The organism is Klebsiella sp. GB_Kp056, assembly GCF_040064755.1.
GTDB classification, from domain to species: Bacteria; Pseudomonadota; Gammaproteobacteria; order Enterobacterales; family Enterobacteriaceae; genus Klebsiella; species Klebsiella quasipneumoniae.
Window position 1 is genome coordinate 309,560 of record NZ_JBEAJA010000053.1, and the last position, 16,300, is coordinate 325,859.

Sequence of the window (16,300 nt, forward strand, 5' to 3'; positions counted from 1 at the left end):
TAATCACGGCGACGTTTATGGCCTACCATGATGGTTTAACAAGATGAGGGCTGACCATGGAATATTGCGTATTAAGTAACAACCGTAAAATGCCGATGCTGGGTTTTGGCGTTTTTAAGGTGACCGATAAAGCAGAGTGTAAGCGGTCGGTGCTGAACGCCATTCGCACCGGCTACCGCCTCATCGATACCGCCGCCGTCTACGATAATGAAGATGCGGTGGGGGAGGCCGTTCGCGAAGCCATCGCCGAAGGTCTGTGTACCCGCGAGGCGCTATTTATTACCTCCAAACTGTGGGTTCAGGACATGGCCAACGCCGGAATGGCGAAAGCCGGGATTGCCGCGTCCTTAAAAAAATCCGGGCTGGAATACTTCGATCTATATCTGTTGCATCAGGCGATGGGCGATTATTTCAGCGCCTGGCGCGCGCTGGAGGAGGCTTATGAAGCCGGTACCCTGAAAGCGATCGGTGTGTCCAATTTCTATGCCCATGTGTTAGCTAACTTCTGCGAAACCGTCAGAATCAGGCCGATGGTGAATCAGGTCGAACTACATCCTTATTTCGCCCAGCCCGCGGCGCTGGAAACCATGAAGCACTATCACGTTCAGCCGGAAGCCTGGGCGCCGTTAGGCGGTGGCAGACATAATCCGTATGAAGAGGCCATGCTGCAGGAGATTGCCGATGCCCACCAAAAAACCGTTGCTCAGGTGGTCCTGCGCTGGAACGTGCAGCGTGGCGTCACGGTCATTCCTAAATCCACCCGCCAGGAGCGTATTGAAGAGAACTTTGCCATCTGGGATTTCTCGCTCACCGCGCGCGAAATGGCGCAAATTAGCGATCTGGATTTAGGTTACGTTGGCGAAGCAGTGAAACACTTTAACCCTGAATTCGTTCGCGGCTGTCTGGGGGTGAAAATCCACGACTGATCGTGGCTCAGCGTGAAGCCTGCTTCATTTAGCTGCCTGCGCCGCGGCGACGGGTTCGGTATGCTGGTTAGCGCCCACGCGTGTGCCGCGACGGTTGTCGATGCGGTAGTCGACCGTCACGGGCTGCGGGCCGGCAGGGGTGACGGTCAGCTCCCTGATCATCTGGCCGGCGTCCGGTGGCAGGGTCCGGGTAGTTTCCCCCTGAGCGAGCATCTGGCCATTTTGCCTGACCTGCCAGGTCAGGCGACAATCCTCGCAGGTCGTCCAGGTATCGTTAATCGCCCACAGGCGCACCGTCGCCGGGCTGCCCTGACGCCAGCTGGCGGTCACCGGCTCGATGGATGGCAGGATCGGCTGATAGGCGCGCTGCAGGGCATAGTAACCCGCCTTCGGCTGGCGCAGATAATCCACCACCCCCCAGTTGATGGAGGGCCATGTCTCGACAAACATAAAGTGGAACAGGGCGGTCACCGGCTGATAACGTTGGCGGCGATAGCTCTCCGCTGCCAGCGCCACCAGCCTGGCCTGATACGCCTGGGTGTTTTCAATCATCTCCTGAATAGTGTTGCCTCGTGGAATACCGGCAAATTTAAAGGTCTGGAAAGGCTGAAAATTATGGTACTTCCATCGCACCCAGCCGGGGTCGTCGGCGGCGGTGGTTTTCGGCCACAGCAGACGGGCCGGGATAATGGTCTTCAGGGTGGAGAGGCGGGGCAGCGCCTGGGCGCCAAACTCGGAAATAATCCCGGTTTTCGCCGGGGAGAGCAGGTCGCGCAGGGTGCCGAAATACCAGCCCGCCCAGTAGTGCTCTTCAACAGCGGAAAAGCGATGCACGATGCGGGAGGTATCTTCCGCCAGCGCATCGCCCACCCGCTGCGTCAGGGTCTGGTTTAAGGTTTTACGCCAGTCGGGGAAGCGTTTCTCCATCCACGGCGAGTTCCACGGCGGCTCGTTGTGACCGCCCCAGACAATAATCGCCGGCGAATTGCCGAACTGGTCCATCATCGCCCGGGTCTGGCGCACCGCGTTATCGGCAAAGGCGACGCTGTCATCATAACCCCACTGCAGCGGAACATCCTGCCAGATCATCAGCCCCATCTCATCGGCCACCTCATACAGCGCGCGGCCCGCCACGTGACCATGAACGCGGATGGCGTTGGCGTTCATGGCCGTGACTAGCCTGAAATCCCGGCGATATTTTTTCCGCGTCATGGTGCTCAGCCACGGCGAGCCAATATAGTTGCTGCCCTTGATGAACAGCCGTTTGTCATTGATGCGCCAGCCCTGATTGTCCGCCAGCGCTTCCACCTTACGTAATCCGGTGCGGGTGACGGCGGTATCCATGATCCCCCGGTTATCCGCGAGGGTGGCGCGCACCCGGTAGAGGTTAGGTTTGCCAGCACCCACGGGCCACCAGAGCTTTGCTGAGGGCATGGGCAGCGAGACGCGCAGGACGCCTGCGGTGTTCTCCAGGGTGACCGCGAAGGCCTGTTCAAAACGCGGGCCGGAAAAATTGTCCGGGGTGGCCGTCAGGCGCAGCGTGACGGGGCCGGGGGTCACGGCGCGATAGCGGATTTCGGCACGCAGAATGGGGTGCTCCAGCCCCTGTCGCCAGTCCGGGCGCAGGATCACCTCGTCGAGGGTGACGCCGCGGCTCAGATGGAGCTTCACCGGCGCCCAGATCCCCCCGGAATTGGCATCCTGCCCCTGAACCGACCAGGCGCCGCCCGGGCGGGTATCGTGCTGGTTCAGGATCCCTTTCATCAGCGTTTTGTGCAGCGGCCAGATCGTTTGCGGGTCTTCATAGGGGCTGTCGACCCGCACGGCGAGCTGATTATGGCGGCGAACGACCCCGCTGATGTCCACCGGGAAGCGCTGAAAATACCCTTCGTGCCGGGCCAGCGTCTTGCCGTTGAGCGCCACCTCGGCAAAGTAATCGACGCCGTCAAACACCAGGGTGGCCATGGCGTCCGGCGTCAGGCCATGCAGGGTAAACTGATGGCGATACCACAGGGCGCCCTGATGATCGTATCCGGCGCTGTACCAGTTTGCCGGTACCCGCAGCGTGCGCCAGTCGCCATCCGAAGCCTGCGCGCCGTCGAAGGCGCTGTCGTTGGCGTCATGCACCCGCCATTGTCCGGCCAGTGACCAGGTCACCGGCGCTGAGCCGGCGTGCGCCAGCGGCAGGCAAACCACCAGCAGCAGAAGACGTCTAGCGATCACGGGGAGCCTCCTGCATTCTGCGGCGCAGCCACAGGTGGCAACCCGCGATCGCCTCGGCCAGCGTGTCTTGCAGGTCGCCCGGCACGCTCTGGTCGGGCGAGGCTGCCTGGCTCTCCAGTTGCTGGAGCACCCTGGAAAGGTGCTGAAAGCCAAGGGTGGCCGCCTCGCCGCGCAGTTTGTGGGCGGCGCGACGCCACGTCTCCCGGTCATTAGCGTTAATGGCGTGGGTAAGGGCGGCGGCGGCAGCGTCAAGCCCAGCAGCGAAGAGCCCCAGCAGCTCCTCGACCAGCTCAGGATCGCCGGCGCACTGTTTCAGCAGGCGGGCCTCGTCCGGCAGGCCTTCCTCTTCCTCCGGACCGCTATCTTCCGCCGCGCCGACGCGGGCGATGGCCTCCCGTAGCGCCTCCTGGCTCACCGGTTTGGCGATATAGCCGTCAAAGCCCATCGCCAGACAGCGCTCTCTATCGCCCTGCATCGCGTGGGCGGTCATAGCCATCGCGGGCTGGTGCTCCCGGCCGAGCGCCTGCGTCTCTTCGCGCAGCAGGCGGATGGCGGTTTCACCGTCCATCTCCGGCATTTGCAGATCGATCAGCAGGAGATCCCAGCAGTCGGCGCGCCAGCGCGCCAGCGCCTCCCGGCCGTTGTTCACCACCTCGCAGCGGTGGCCAAGCTGTTCCAGCAGCCGTCTGGCGACCTTCTGATTAACCAGATTGTCCTCGGCCAGCAGGATATGCAGCCCGGCCTGCTCCCTGACCGGTTCCGCAACGGGGGCTGGCGCTGTCGCCACCACCGGCGTGGGAACCAGAATGCCGGCGATAACCTGATGCAGTTCGCGCTGCGCCACCGGTTTATGCAGATAGTGAGCAATGCCGATGCGCTTGAGCATATTGGCGTCAAAATGGCGGCTCATGGAGCTGAGCATAATAATCTGGCTTTGCCGGGCCTCGGGCAGGGCGGAAAGCTCCAGCGCCAGGGATACGCCGTCCATATCCGGCATCTGCGCGTCCAGCAGGATCAGCGGCCAGGGCGGCCCTTCGGCGGCTCGGCGTAGCGCCTCGCCGGCGTTGTCCACGCAGCTTGGCATCAGCCCCATCTGGCGAAGCATGGCGTCGAGCAGGCGCAGGTTGGTGCTGTTGTCGTCAACCACCAGCACCCGCTGGTGGTTAAAGTGGCCCAGCGGGGCGCTGTCGGCGGCGGCGTGCAGCGCTGCCAGCGGCAGGGTGAAGGCAAATTCGCTGCCCGCCCCGGGCTGGCTCTCCACCGTCAGCTCGCCGCCCATCAGGCTGACCAGGCGGGCCGAAATGGTTAACCCCAGACCGGTGCCGCCGTAGCGGCGGGTGGTGGAGCTATCGGCCTGGCTGAAAGCCTCGAAGATCGCCTTTTGCTTCTCCGCGGCGATGCCGATGCCGGTATCGCGAATGCGAAAGCGCCAGCGGTTTTCGTCGCCGGCCGGCGCTATCGCCAGCAGAACCTCCCCCTGATGCGTGAACTTCAGCGCATTACCCAACAGGTTGGTCAAGATTTGCCGCAGCCGGGGGCCATCGACGATCAGCACCTCGGGCACCGCTGGGGAGATATCCACCAGCAGCTCAATGCCCTTTTCGCTGGCGGCAGGCATATGCGGGCGGATCAGCGACTGAACAAAGGGGCGGATCTCCAGCGGCTCTTCGTCCACCTGCATCTTGCCCGACTCAATGCGTGAGAAATCAAGAATGTCGTTAATAATGTGCAGCAGCGACTGGGCTGAGCTCATCACCAGCGAAAGGTACTCCCGCTGCTCCGCGGTCAGCGGCGTGTCGAGGCAGAGCTGCGTCATGCCGAGAATGCCGTTCATCGGGGTGCGGATTTCGTGGCTCATATTGGCGAGGAAGGCGCTTTTCGCTTCGTTCGCCTCGCGGGCTTCCTTCGCCGCCTCAATGGCCAGCAGCTCTGCGGCTTTGCGCCGGGTAATATCCTGCAAGGTGCCGATCACCCGCTCTGCCTGCTGCTGCATATTGAGGGTGACGATCTGCCCCGAGAGCAGCATCCAGCGCCAGCCCTGCGTGGGGTGCTGGACGCGAAGTTCACATTCAAAAACTGGCATATGCTCGTTTTGCGAGGCGATCATCGCCTGCTGCAGGGTGGCGCGATCGTCCTCGTGGACCAGATTGAGCATAAAACGCAGTGGAAAGCGCCACTGCGCCCGTGACTGGCCGACCATCGCCAGCAGGGTGTCATTGACCTGCAGGCTGTCGCCGGAGACCTGCCAGTCCCAGATGCCGATCTGGATCGACTCCGCGGTGAATAAAAAGTCGTCGTGAAGCTGGTGACGCGAGCGTCGGGCCTCGTCAAGCTCGGTGATGTCGGTATGCAGGCTGACAATCCCGCCATCCGCCAGCCGCTGATGCTGAACGTAAATCCGGCGGTTGCCCGACTGACGGACCTCGCAGTGGTTCGTCTGGCGGCAGTTGCGGATTATCGCCTCGCGCAGCGTCTGTTGCCGGCCTGGGTCGATGTTATATCCGGCATCGATAAACTTCTCCGCCAGGCTCTCAAGAGAGGCGCCGACGGCGAGCCAGGGCGCGATCGTTGGATAAAACAGCGCCACCTTATCATTCCAGGCCTGCAGTCGTTCACGTTCATCGTAGATCATCACCGCCGAGGGCAGGAGGTTGAGGTCGGTACGGTTAGCGGCATGCATGATTACTGGCCAGCGGTTTGATAGTGGAGCTCCGCCTGGCGGCGCAGATACTCAAGCCCAGGGGCGATGGCCATTGCCCATGCGGTGAGGATCTCCTCATCGCACAGCGGATCGCTGGCGCGGACGGTTTTGAGCATCGCTTCCCGCCAGAGGGCAAAAAAACGCGGCGGCAGACGCAGGCCTTCCTCGCTCTGCGCCCGCGCCAGCCGTTCCAGGAAATCGGGTACAAAGAGGTCGCCGTTGACCGCCAGCATGGCGAAAAAGCTTTTAAAGATCATCTGCTGGCCTTCTTCGCCGGAGCGTTGTGAGAAGTGCTGCTCGGTTTCCGCAGACATATGGATAAAAGTAGTGTAGAAGGCCTCGAAGAAGCGCTGTTTGTCGTGCTCCGGTACGACGCGATTCAGGCTGGCTTCAAAGAGATCGCGATAAAACTTCATGGTGCGCTCCTCATGACCCGTTCGCCCGGCAGGCAGCGGCGGGGCGGGTTAAATTCGTCCGTCGCGCGGCGGGCAAAGTAGCTGTTGTCATCGGCGAGGCCGTTTTTGAACAACGGCCCGGCGTTGTGTTTGTAAAACAGCGCCTCCAGCACCATGGCGTTGGTGGAGAGGGTGAGGGTGGCGTTGACGTCGCCGGTGGCCTCGACCCGACCTTCAAACCAGCCGCGCTGCGGGTCGTTAAGATGGGTAGTGACCGCCATCAGCGCATCGGTATACTCGGTTTCCCACAGCGTCCACAGGACAAAGACTGCTTTGGTGGTCACCTGCGCCAGCCGGGGGTAGTATTTCCCATCGTCCCCGAGCGTATTCCAGGCGTAGCCATTTCCCCAGACGGTGTCTTCCACGTGCCAGGGCGCCTGGGTAAGCGAAAAATCGGCCCGGGCGGTGAGCACCTTATCCTGCGTCCAGCGCGTTTTCTGGCTGAGCCATATCCCTTCCGCCCGGGCGCGCATGGCTTTTTGTACCTCTTCCGACACGCCAGGCGGCTGCCAGCCGAACTCCAGTCCCGGCAGCATGGCGGGCAGAGTGGAGAGCACCACGGGCTGCCAGGTGGTTCGCGGGTCGCGGTCGTCAACGGCGAGGCGGCGCTGATAAATAATCACATGGCGCGCCGGGGGAGAGAGAGCTTTGCCGGCCGGAAATCCCCACAGGCGGAACGCGCTGGCGGCGTATTCACTGTCTCCCAGCCGGAGCTCCTCGCGGATCGTCCGCTGCCCGTTCTGCAGTGAGGCGGACCACAGCTCACCGTCTTTATCGATCACCGGACAGAAGTTCCAGCGCAGGATAATTTTATCAATGTACTCGCCATACTGCGGCGCGCGTTCGGCGGTGAGCCGCAGGGCGAGCATCAGTCGCGCCATATCTTTCGCTGACCAGCCGCTCCCCGCCGGTTTGCCGCTGAAGTCGACAGGGGTCGCCGTCTGAGTGGAGTATAGCCTGCCCGGCGAACCGCCGTCGGTTAGCGTCAGTCGATTGAGGGTGCCGAGCAGGGGCGTCAGGCGGGCGTCGAATTCCGCTTCCTTTACCAGCCCCAGCTCTCTGGCGGCGAGCAGGGCGATAAGGGTGTCGCCCATCTGCCATAGCGTCGCGCGGGGCTGTTTGTCGCTGCCGTTGACGAGGCCGGTATGCGGCTGGGTATTGTTCTCGACGTACCGCCAGGCGATCTGCGCCCACGTCCGCTCCTGCGGCGTCAGGCTGCTGATACGGGCGGTGGTGTGCCAGCCGCCTTTAGTCAGCCAGCGCCACCCCGCGCCTTCGCGACCAAACAGCGACAGGGCGATAAGCAGCAGGACGACGGCGACGGCCAGCCAGCGTGCTATTGTTTTAAGCATTGCGCTGTCACCGGCGGAAGTTTAACGGGCTCGTCAGCCTTGCAGGCGGCGCACTGGCAGGCCTGGCAGGCGGGTTGGATGCGCTGCGTGGTCCCGGTCTGCTCGCACCATGTTTTGACGGCCGGGGTGTTGCTCAGGAACGGGCGATTGCGCGGGCCGTTATTCGGTTCAAAGAGATCCACCAGCTTCTTGTCCCACAGCGACGGGGCGAAATTGCGGTTTTTCGGATTGTCGCTGGAAAACTGCAGCAGTTTGCCCTCTTTTTTAAACAACAGCGCTTCCAGCATGATGCCGTTATTGTTGGCGGTAAATTCATTGATTGGCCCGTCGCCGTTCTCATACAGCCCCTCGTAATAGCCTTTACCCGCTTCGTTCGCGTTTTCAATGGCGTCCAGCAGACGATCGGTATAGGGCGAGTTCCACAGCACCCACATCCCCATCGCCGCTTTGAGCGACACGGCGGCGCTGTTCGGTACGAACTGGCCTTTGTCGGTTATGGTGTTCCAGTTAAAACCATCGCTGAACACCGTGTCATAGACAAAGTACGGAGATTTATCGAGCTGATGCTCGGAGCGGGCGGTGAGGATCCCGGTGATGGCGTAGCGATTCTCCTGGGCCTGATAGACCCGGTCGGCAAAGTTTTTCATCCATGGATGGGAGTACTCGCGCGGGCTGTTGTTCCGGTCAGCAGGATTATCAAAGCCAAACTCCATGCCATACAGCACGTAAGATTCACTGACCACATAGTTATGCTGGCTGGTTTGCCGCGGGTCGCGCGAATCATAGGGGACCAGCACGCAGTAAATCTCCGCCAGCTCGTAGGGCTGCGGCCGGCTGGCCTGACAGGTGTTAAATCCCCACAGCTGAAAGCCCGCCGCGCCGTACTCCTCGTAGCCCAGGCGGCCTTCCTGAACGTATTTTGGCTGGCCGTTTTCCAGATACGCCCCGTACAGCGTGCCGCAGGGATCGACCACATGGCTGAAATCCCACCCCAGCACCACGTTATCGATGCTGTTGCTGTATTCCGGATAGCGCTCCTTGATCACCTTCAGCCAGATCAGCATTCTGCCGATATCCAGCGCCGAATAGCCGATTTCGCCCGGCTTGTTCTGGTAGTTCACCTTCTGTCCACTCACGGTGTTATAGGCTTTGTTGGGCAATTCGTTACGGAATAAATCGAGCTTATTCAGCGTGGCGAGAAACTTCAGCATCCGACGGTCGAACTCCGCCTTATCAATAATCCCCAGCTCACGGGCCGCGGTCATCGCGGCCAGATAGGAGGCGCTGTCCCACATGGTGGTGGAGGGGTATTTGTTCACCGCATTGACCAGCCCGGTGGTGGGCTGAAAGTTGGCGACGAAATATTGCCAGGCGTTTCTGGCGATAGTCATCTCCCTCGGCGTCAGCTCCCCGCTGCGCGGGGCGTATTCCGCAGCCGGCAGACCGGTCGCGGCCTGCGCGCCGGAGAGCGAGAGCCACAGCGCCATGAGTCCGGCCAGCAGGGGAAAACGGGATAAATAGATCAGCTTCATGGCGTTGCTCCTGCTGAGGACGAGGGGAGAGGGGCAGGGCTCAGGCAGGCCAGACACAGCATCTGCCCCCGGGAAATGTAGGCCAGGCTTTCCAGCACGATCGCGTTGGTATCGCCGTCAATAACGTCGTTGACGCTGCGGTTGAGGTTTAACCCGCGCTGCCAGCCCCTGCCCGGGACCTGCAGCGTCTGGACCTGCTGGCGCAGCGCTTCGCTCCAGCTATTACGGAACAGGGCGTACCAGGCAAAGGCGGTGCGGGTGGAGGTGATCGCCGATTGCTCCGGGGCGGCGCTGCGCGGGACGAAGGCGCTCTGCGGCTGCCGGTCCGCCAGCGCGCTGGCATAATCCGGCGCGGGCTCGGCGTAGTCGGTGCTGACCGGCGGCTTGCTGACCCTCAGGCTATGACGGCGCTGCTGGATTTGCATGATGCGCCAGGCGATCTCCGCGCTCTGCGCGTCAAAGCCCAGCTCAAGCCCGGTGAGCAGGTACGGCAGGCTGATCAGCGAAGGCTGCCGACCCCAGGGCGTGCGCAGCCCCTCGTCGGGCACCATGATGCCGTCGATATCGATCATCTGCTGCCCCTGCGGCGGGTTGGTCACCGCCAGCCCCGCGGCGCTGTCGATCAGCCGCAGCGTATGGCTGGCGTACAGCCGGTAGCCAAAGCTGTCCCGCGGTTCATCCGCCGCCAGCGCCCAGTGGTGCAGCGGCGCCGCGGCCTGGCTGGCGGGGCTGTTGCTGATGAGCGCGCCGACCCGCCACTGATTAAACAGATCCCGCACCGCGGCGGCGTGCTGAGGATAGCGCCAGAGCAGCGTTTGCAGGGCGGTGAGCAGGCGTCCCATACCGATGGCGGAGGAGTCCGGGTTGCCGAGGATCTGCAGCGTGTCGGCATGGTACTGAGCGGCGGGCAATCCCTGGGCGTTGAGGGGCAGTTGACCGAGCGTAAACAGGGCGGCGGCAATGCGCTCATCACCTTCGGCGGCGGTCACAATATGCAGCTGCTCTGCGGCGACCACGGCGAAAAGATAGCTGCCGACGCTCCACAGGCTAAGCCAGGGTTCGCCATCGTGCGCGTTGGCCAGACCGTTTGGCTGAGTATTATTCACATAATACTGCCAGGCCACTCGCGCCCAGATCGCCTCGTCAAAGGTCAGCTCGCGCGGGGCAGGGAGCGGCGGAAAATCCTGGCTCAACGTCATCCCACCGCTGCTCTCGACGCGCGCGGGCATCTGTTTTTCCACCCACACGACAATCGCAAAACCCAGCAGGAAGCCAATGAGGATGGTGAGGTAGCTTCGGGCGGGGAGCAGGGCGTCGCGGATCCTCATCGACTTGCCTCCTGCTCTTCGGGGGGCGTCCATATGGCGGCGAAGATCAGCGGCAGCATGGCGGCAATATTCACCGCGCCCCAGAAAATGTTGATGACGTACCCGGAGGGATCGTCAACCTGCCCGCGCGCCACCTGGATGCCGCCCCATAGCAGCCCCGTCAGGGTGAGTATAACGATGGCAATTTGCGGCTTGACGAGATAGAGAAAACGGCCCGTCTGTCGCTCTTTCGGCGTGACGTGAAATTTGATCTGCTCCCCGCGCAAAACGGTGTTTAGCGCCCGCAGATTCATCGAGAAAAAGGAGAGGTAAGAGGCCCGGCCGTCCCAGGCCGAAATACCCCAGGTGCCGAACATAAAGGCCAGTTCGGAGACGATAAAAAAGGGTAAAAAGTGCAGATAGAAAGGGGTAGACCACGCCGACACCGGGGGAATGCCGGTGAAGAGATAGATAATGGGTGAAATCAGGAACACGGTATTCCATACGCAGGCCAGATAGGACCAGAAGGTGGTCGCGTACATCAGCGTTTGCGGCAGCGAGAGTTTAAAGCGGCGGCGGCTGAAAATGTTGTCATGGAACAGGATATCCAGCGAACCGGCGGCGTACTTAAAGCGCTGGATCATCCACGTCAGCATATCCTGCGGCGAGAGCATTTTCGACTCGATCCGCGGGTGCATTACCGAGCGCCAGCGGCGGGCAGCGTCGCCGTGCAGCAGGATGGAGGTATAAATATCTTCCGAGACGTGGAACTTATAGGGCGTCAGTTCAGTATCGAAGGCCACGTGGGGGCGCATGGCCTCCTGCAGCGCTTCCCGCGTTGCCGGATCGCGAATATCCCGCGTATGACGCGCGATCTCGGCGTCAACGCTCCAGACGTAGCTGCGCAGCGCGGCCTGCATCACCGCTTCCCGTCGGTGAACGGAGGCGGCGCCACAGCAGAATGCGGCATTAGCCCAGTTGCGGCGCCGTAAAATCACGTCGTAAAACATGCGCGGATCGTTGAAAAACGGATCGCGACCAATGGTCACCGGACCGACGATTTTCTGCGCCAGCCAGCCCACGCCGTAGCCTGCGCCGCCCGCTTTACGCCGGAGCCAGCGCGCCAGATCCTCCCCTTCCGGGAGATCGAAAAACCATTGCGGGGTCTGCACCCAGGCGACGTCCGGATCGCGAAAATAGCCGAGCGTATTGCTCAGCAGGGTCGGGAAAACGCGGGTATCGGCATCACAGATGATCAGAAAGTCGCCATCGGTATGTTCCAGCCCGTTGCGCAGGTTACCGGCCTTATAGCCGATATTGCTCTGACGGGTGATATAGTTCGCCCCCTCCTGCTCGCAGACCTCCTTCATCTCCGGGCGACGCCCGTCGTCAAGAACATGCACCTTATAGTCGAGCGGACCGGGATAGGTCATCCGCATGGCGTCACGGATCGACAGCCTGACCAGCTCCACATCTTCGGAGTAGGTGGCGATAAACAGATCGACTTTAATCGGCCTCGACTCCACCGCTTCATCCGCTCGCAGACAGTCGTTAATCTCCGTCGGGGGGACGCCTGGCGGAGGATCTTTTTCCTGCCATAAATTAATGGTGAACAGGACTGTGCCAATCCACGCCAGGGTTTCCGCCAGCGCCAGCGGAACGGCATACCATAGGGCGTCGGTATTTAAAGACGCGGTCCAGCGCCAGTAAATATAATTGGCGCCGAGAACCAGGGCGGCCACGGCTAATACCTGCCAGATCATCCTCACCCAGCGCGGGGTGCTGAGCGGCTCAGGCGGTCGACGATGTTCAAAACGGGAAAAATAAAAATCCATAGCAAGGATATCCTGATTCCGCGCTGAGTTTGAATGACTGGTCTGTTATTGATTGGCGGCGTTCTGCAGAACGCACAGGGGCTTATAAATAACAGTAAAGTGAGTGTAGATGGTGGCGTAAAAATTTCAACAGCGCGAAATGATAGTCACCGGGATGACTTAACATAGTGTGATGTGCGCAGGCGGAATTTATAAAATGAGCATTGCAAGATAGCGCATTCTACACTATCTAAATAATTTGTAATAATTGTTGCAGGGTAGACGACAGGATCCCTCATGAGCCAGGTTGTTTCAGCGATTTCGCAAAAAGAAACTGATAAATCAACGGCCTGGCGTTACTCTCTGACCGGGGATCGCGACCTGCGTATCGACTTTATGCGCGGTATTGCTCTCGTGATGATGGTGGTGGCGCATACGGAAGTGATGTCGATATTTAATATTTTCAGCTGGGAACGATTTGGTTTGACCACCGGTGCCGAGGGCTTTGTGATCCTGTCCGGCTTCATGTTAGGGATGCTAAATCGTGTCAGATTACAAAAGGCCGTATTACTGACGGTGAGCTGGGGACTTTATCTTCGCGCCTGGAAAATATATCAGGTTAATATTATTATTATTGTCTCTTTTCTTTTGCTGAGATATTTGCCCTATATTAATGTCTATGAAGTCACTCATTTTACCGACCGCTTTTCCGGGACCAGTTGGTCGCTTTATCCGCTAACCCCACAAATAAAAGAGACGTGGTTTAACATTATCCTTTATCTGCAGATTGGCCCGCATCAGACGCAGATCCTCGGTCTCTATATTTTTTTGTTATTGCTCAGCCCGCTGTTTCTCGGCATGCTGCAAAAGGGTCACGTCTACCCATTACTGGGCGTCTCGCTGCTGATCTACGGCTGCTGGCAACGCTGGCCGGTACGGGTGACGCCCTGCGAATTTGAATTCGCCTTTCCCCTGATGGCCTGGCAATTTATCTTTGTGCTGGGAATGTGCTGCGGCTGGTACAAAGCGGAACTGATCTCTTTCGCCCGCACGCCGCCCGGCAAAGTCGCCGTCGCGGCGCTGGTGTGCGTCGCGCTTATCCTTGCGTTTGTCGCCCAGAATCATACCAATCCTTTTATGCCGCCCGCGCTGCTGATGCACGTGATCCCACCGGCGGAATTTAACGCCTTTTACCATACCTGGGCGGCGAAAAACGGCCTCGGGCCGGTACGGATCCTTAATGATATCAGTCTGATGGTCACTATTTATCTGCTGTTGACCTGGTGCTGGCGCCCCCTGAACTGGCTGGCAGGCTGGTTCCTGATCCCGCTCGGGCAGCGTTCGCTCTACACCTTTATTTTGCATGTTTACATCGTGCTCGCCGTAAGCCAACTGGTCACCTTCGATCTGTGGCGCCAGGCGTGGATAGTGAACACCTTGATCCATGCCGCCGCGCTGGGCGTACTGTGGCTGATGGCCAAATACCGCGTCGCCGCACGCTGGATACCTAACTAAGGAAGGGCAAATGCGGGAGAAATATATGCTGGCCTGCGCGCTATGGTGCGCCATCGCAGGCGCCGAAGGAGCAGAAAAGAACGACGCACAACCGCTGCGTGATAAAAATGGTGAACCGGTGCAGGCCGGGGTGTTTACCAGCCGCTGGGGACGGCTTTTTTCCGGGAATGACAAAGTGTTTTCCGGAGCGCTGAGCTTTAGTTCGGGTTTAAAAGAGCAGTGGATGACCGTCCCCAACAGCTCAGACAGCGCAGAACAGAAGAAAAAATATAATCAGACGCTGAACCTCAGTCTGCAATACTCGCCTTACAGCTTCTGGTTCGCCAACGTGACATCCCGTTTACCAGTGACCGATACCAGCCGCTATACCGCCGATTTTCGCTATAGTTTTGGCTACGACGACTGGCATGCCAACACCGTCAGCCTGGTTTACAGTAACTATGGCGATAACCACTTCTGGACCTCGGGCAGCAAGCGTCACACCTATTTTGAGCAGGGCGCGATTACCCTGGCGTATAAATTTTCGCTGCCGAAGCCCATGGAGCATGCGCTATTGATTAACAAAGGCGATGCCATTATCTGCCAGGTAGGCTACAGCTGGGTGCCGCGCTATTACGATCTGGAGAGCGATGACATCCGCAAAAACAAAAACGTGCTGCTCGGCGGCTGCGGATATACCTTTAAGCAGCATTTTTTTGTGCGCGCTACCGCGTTCTGGTATCCGGACAGTAGCCAGCAGCAGCCGTGGAATGGCGACTACAGTTACAGTTTCGGCTACGCGGGCTATACGCCAGGATCGTTCTCTGTGCAGTATGCCAACTATGCCGGTACCCGCTATCCGGGGCACGACAGCGGCAGCGGCAAGTTTCGTGAAGGCACGATCAGCCTTATCTGGTTCTTGCCGATTTAGGAGGCGCGATGTCGGCACAGCACGTCCTGATTGTTGAAGATTCGCTGGTTTATCGTCGGCTGCTAAGCCGGATGTTGACGCAGTGGGGCTATATCGTCAGTGAGGCGGAAAACGGCGTCGCCGCGCTGGCGATCCTCGAAAACCAGCCCGTCAGCCTGGTGATAAGCGACTGGGAGATGCCAGAGATGAATGGCCTGACGCTATGCCGGGAAGTTCGCCGTCGCCAGTTTGGTCACTACGTTTATCTGATATTGCTTACCGCTCGCGAAGACCCTGGCGATTTAACGCAGGGGTTTGAGGCCGGGGCCGATGATTTTCTCAGCAAACCGGTAGAGCAGAGCGAACTGCGGGCGCGGCTGCACGCCGGGTCGCGGATCCTCTCCCTTGAGGCTGACCTCGCCGCGCGCAATGCGCGGCTGAGCGAAGCGCTGCGACAGATTGAACAGGATCTGGAGCTGGCGGCGCGCATTCAGCAGTCGGTTCTCCCGGCTCATCAGCTGCGTCATCAGGGATTTTTCTCCGACTGGATTTTCCTGCCCTCGGCCTGGGTGTCGGGGGATATTTTTAACGTCTTCCCGTTGGGCGATCGGCTCGGATTTTACTGCGTGGATGTCTCCGGACACGGCGTGGGGGCGGCGATGATGTCGCTCGCCGTCGCCCGCCAGTTTCTGCATGGCAGGGCCGTTGAGCGCTTTCTTTTTACGGCAGACAACCAGCCGGCGTCGCCTGCCGAAGTGGTGGCGATCCTTAATGGTCGTTTTTGCAGTGACGAAACAGAGATTGTCAGCTATTTCACCCTGATCTATGGCGTCATCGACCTGAAGACCGGCGCGGGCAAACTCTGTCAGGCCGGGCATCCCACGCCTTTTATCGTGAGCCCGGACGCAGCCGTCCGTCCGGTCGGCAGCGGCGGGGCGCCGGTGGGGTTGATAGACCATCTCTCGTGGGCAGATGTCAGTTTCTCACTGGCGCCGGGAGAGCGGCTGTGCCTGTTCAGCGACGGCATCACCGAATGTGAAAACCGGAGCGGTGAACAGTTTGGCGAGGCGCGTTTACACGCATGGCTGCAGGACAGCGTGACGCAGCCGCTGCCCGCGCTGCTGCCGCGGTTTGCCCGGCACCTGATCCGCTGGCGCAGTGGCGACGGGCAGGAGACTCAGGCGATGGCCGATGATGTATCACTCTTGATTATTGAACGAACAGGGGACAGTGATGAAAATTGAAACCGAACGGCAGGCCTCGGTGACGATCCTGACGCCGGCGGTGCGTCGGCTGGATGCGTCCGTCGCGGTAGCCTTTAAAGCGGCAATCGCTCAGGAGATAGGCGAAGATCGCACCGATCTGATTGTTGATTTCAGTAAAATCGATTTTATCGACAGCAGCGGTTTGGGAACGCTGGTTTCGCTGATGAAAATGATGAATGGTAAAGGAGAAATGACACTGTGCGCGCTGAACCCCGGCATCCGCAATATGTTTACCCTGACCAGGATGGATCGTATTTTTCGTATTTGCGAGGATCGCACTTCAGCCCTTGCGCAGTTCAATCCGTGATGCGCCCGTGAATA

At 59.9% G+C, this 16,300-nt stretch carries 12 protein-coding genes; 5 read left to right on the forward strand and 7 right to left on the reverse strand.

Annotated elements, in window-relative coordinates; translation table 11 throughout:
- The first annotated feature begins 56 nt into the window (after window positions 1-56).
- Window positions 57-926 carry an aldo/keto reductase gene (locus tag ABLV52_RS15195; RefSeq protein ID WP_023289371.1) on the forward strand — a complete coding sequence of 290 codons (870 nt, stop codon included), beginning with the start codon at window positions 57-59 and terminating at the stop codon, window positions 924-926.
- Window positions 927-950: 24 nt separating this feature from the next.
- Here the strand turns inward: ABLV52_RS15195 and ABLV52_RS15200 are convergent, their stop codons facing one another.
- From ABLV52_RS15200 to ABLV52_RS15230, 7 genes are read right to left on the reverse strand one after another with little or no spacing between them, the layout of a single operon-like run.
- On the reverse strand, window positions 951-3,149 hold the full coding sequence (locus ABLV52_RS15200; protein WP_348890558.1) for a glycoside hydrolase family 2 TIM barrel-domain containing protein: 2,199 nt from the start codon (window positions 3,147-3,149) through the stop codon (window positions 951-953).
- Window positions 3,139-5,829: a response regulator gene (locus tag ABLV52_RS15205; RefSeq protein ID WP_348890559.1), complete on the reverse strand. Its 2,691-nt coding sequence runs from the start codon at window positions 5,827-5,829 to the stop codon at window positions 3,139-3,141. Before ABLV52_RS15205 ends, ABLV52_RS15200 begins: the two co-directional genes overlap by 11 nt.
- Before the next feature lie 2 nt (window positions 5,830-5,831).
- Entirely contained in the window at window positions 5,832-6,266 is a 435-nt protein-coding gene (locus ABLV52_RS15210; RefSeq protein WP_023289374.1) for a hypothetical protein, read from the reverse strand.
- A complete protein-coding gene (locus tag ABLV52_RS15215) occupies window positions 6,263-7,657 on the reverse strand; it encodes a DUF3131 domain-containing protein (protein ID WP_348890560.1) in 1,395 nt (464 codons plus the stop codon). The genes ABLV52_RS15210 and ABLV52_RS15215 overlap by 4 nt, the downstream gene beginning before the upstream one ends.
- Entirely contained in the window at window positions 7,642-9,189 is a 1,548-nt protein-coding gene (locus ABLV52_RS15220) for a DUF3131 domain-containing protein (protein WP_348890561.1), read from the reverse strand. The genes ABLV52_RS15215 and ABLV52_RS15220 overlap by 16 nt, the downstream gene beginning before the upstream one ends.
- Window positions 9,186-10,517, reverse strand: coding sequence for a DUF3131 domain-containing protein (locus ABLV52_RS15225; RefSeq protein ID WP_264980431.1), 1,332 nt, complete (start codon window positions 10,515-10,517; stop codon window positions 9,186-9,188). Before ABLV52_RS15225 ends, ABLV52_RS15220 begins: the two co-directional genes overlap by 4 nt.
- The gene (locus ABLV52_RS15230; RefSeq protein WP_348890562.1) at window positions 10,514-12,331 is read right to left on the reverse strand and encodes a glycosyltransferase; all 1,818 of its coding nucleotides are present in this window, start codon (window positions 12,329-12,331) and stop codon (window positions 10,514-10,516) included. The genes ABLV52_RS15225 and ABLV52_RS15230 overlap by 4 nt, the downstream gene beginning before the upstream one ends.
- A 276-nt stretch (window positions 12,332-12,607) precedes the next feature.
- Between ABLV52_RS15230 and opgC the strand changes: the two genes are divergently transcribed.
- The 4 genes from opgC to ABLV52_RS15250 are packed head-to-tail and all read left to right on the forward strand — an operon-like array spanning window position 12,608 to window position 16,286.
- Window positions 12,608-13,825 carry an OpgC domain-containing protein gene (gene opgC / locus ABLV52_RS15235; protein WP_348890563.1) on the forward strand — a complete coding sequence of 406 codons (1,218 nt, stop codon included), beginning with the start codon at window positions 12,608-12,610 and terminating at the stop codon, window positions 13,823-13,825.
- A gap of 10 nt (window positions 13,826-13,835) precedes the next feature.
- On the forward strand, window positions 13,836-14,735 hold the full coding sequence (locus tag ABLV52_RS15240) for a hypothetical protein (protein WP_044522506.1): 900 nt from the start codon (window positions 13,836-13,838) through the stop codon (window positions 14,733-14,735).
- An 8-nt stretch (window positions 14,736-14,743) separates the two neighbouring features.
- Window positions 14,744-15,958 (forward strand): SpoIIE family protein phosphatase, encoded by a 1,215-nt coding sequence (locus ABLV52_RS15245; RefSeq protein WP_060590975.1) that lies wholly within the window; start codon window positions 14,744-14,746, stop codon window positions 15,956-15,958.
- The gene (locus ABLV52_RS15250) at window positions 15,948-16,286 is read left to right on the forward strand and encodes an STAS domain-containing protein (protein WP_023289382.1); all 339 of its coding nucleotides are present in this window, start codon (window positions 15,948-15,950) and stop codon (window positions 16,284-16,286) included. The genes ABLV52_RS15245 and ABLV52_RS15250 overlap by 11 nt, the downstream gene beginning before the upstream one ends.
- The last annotated feature ends 14 nt before the right edge of the window (window positions 16,287-16,300 follow it).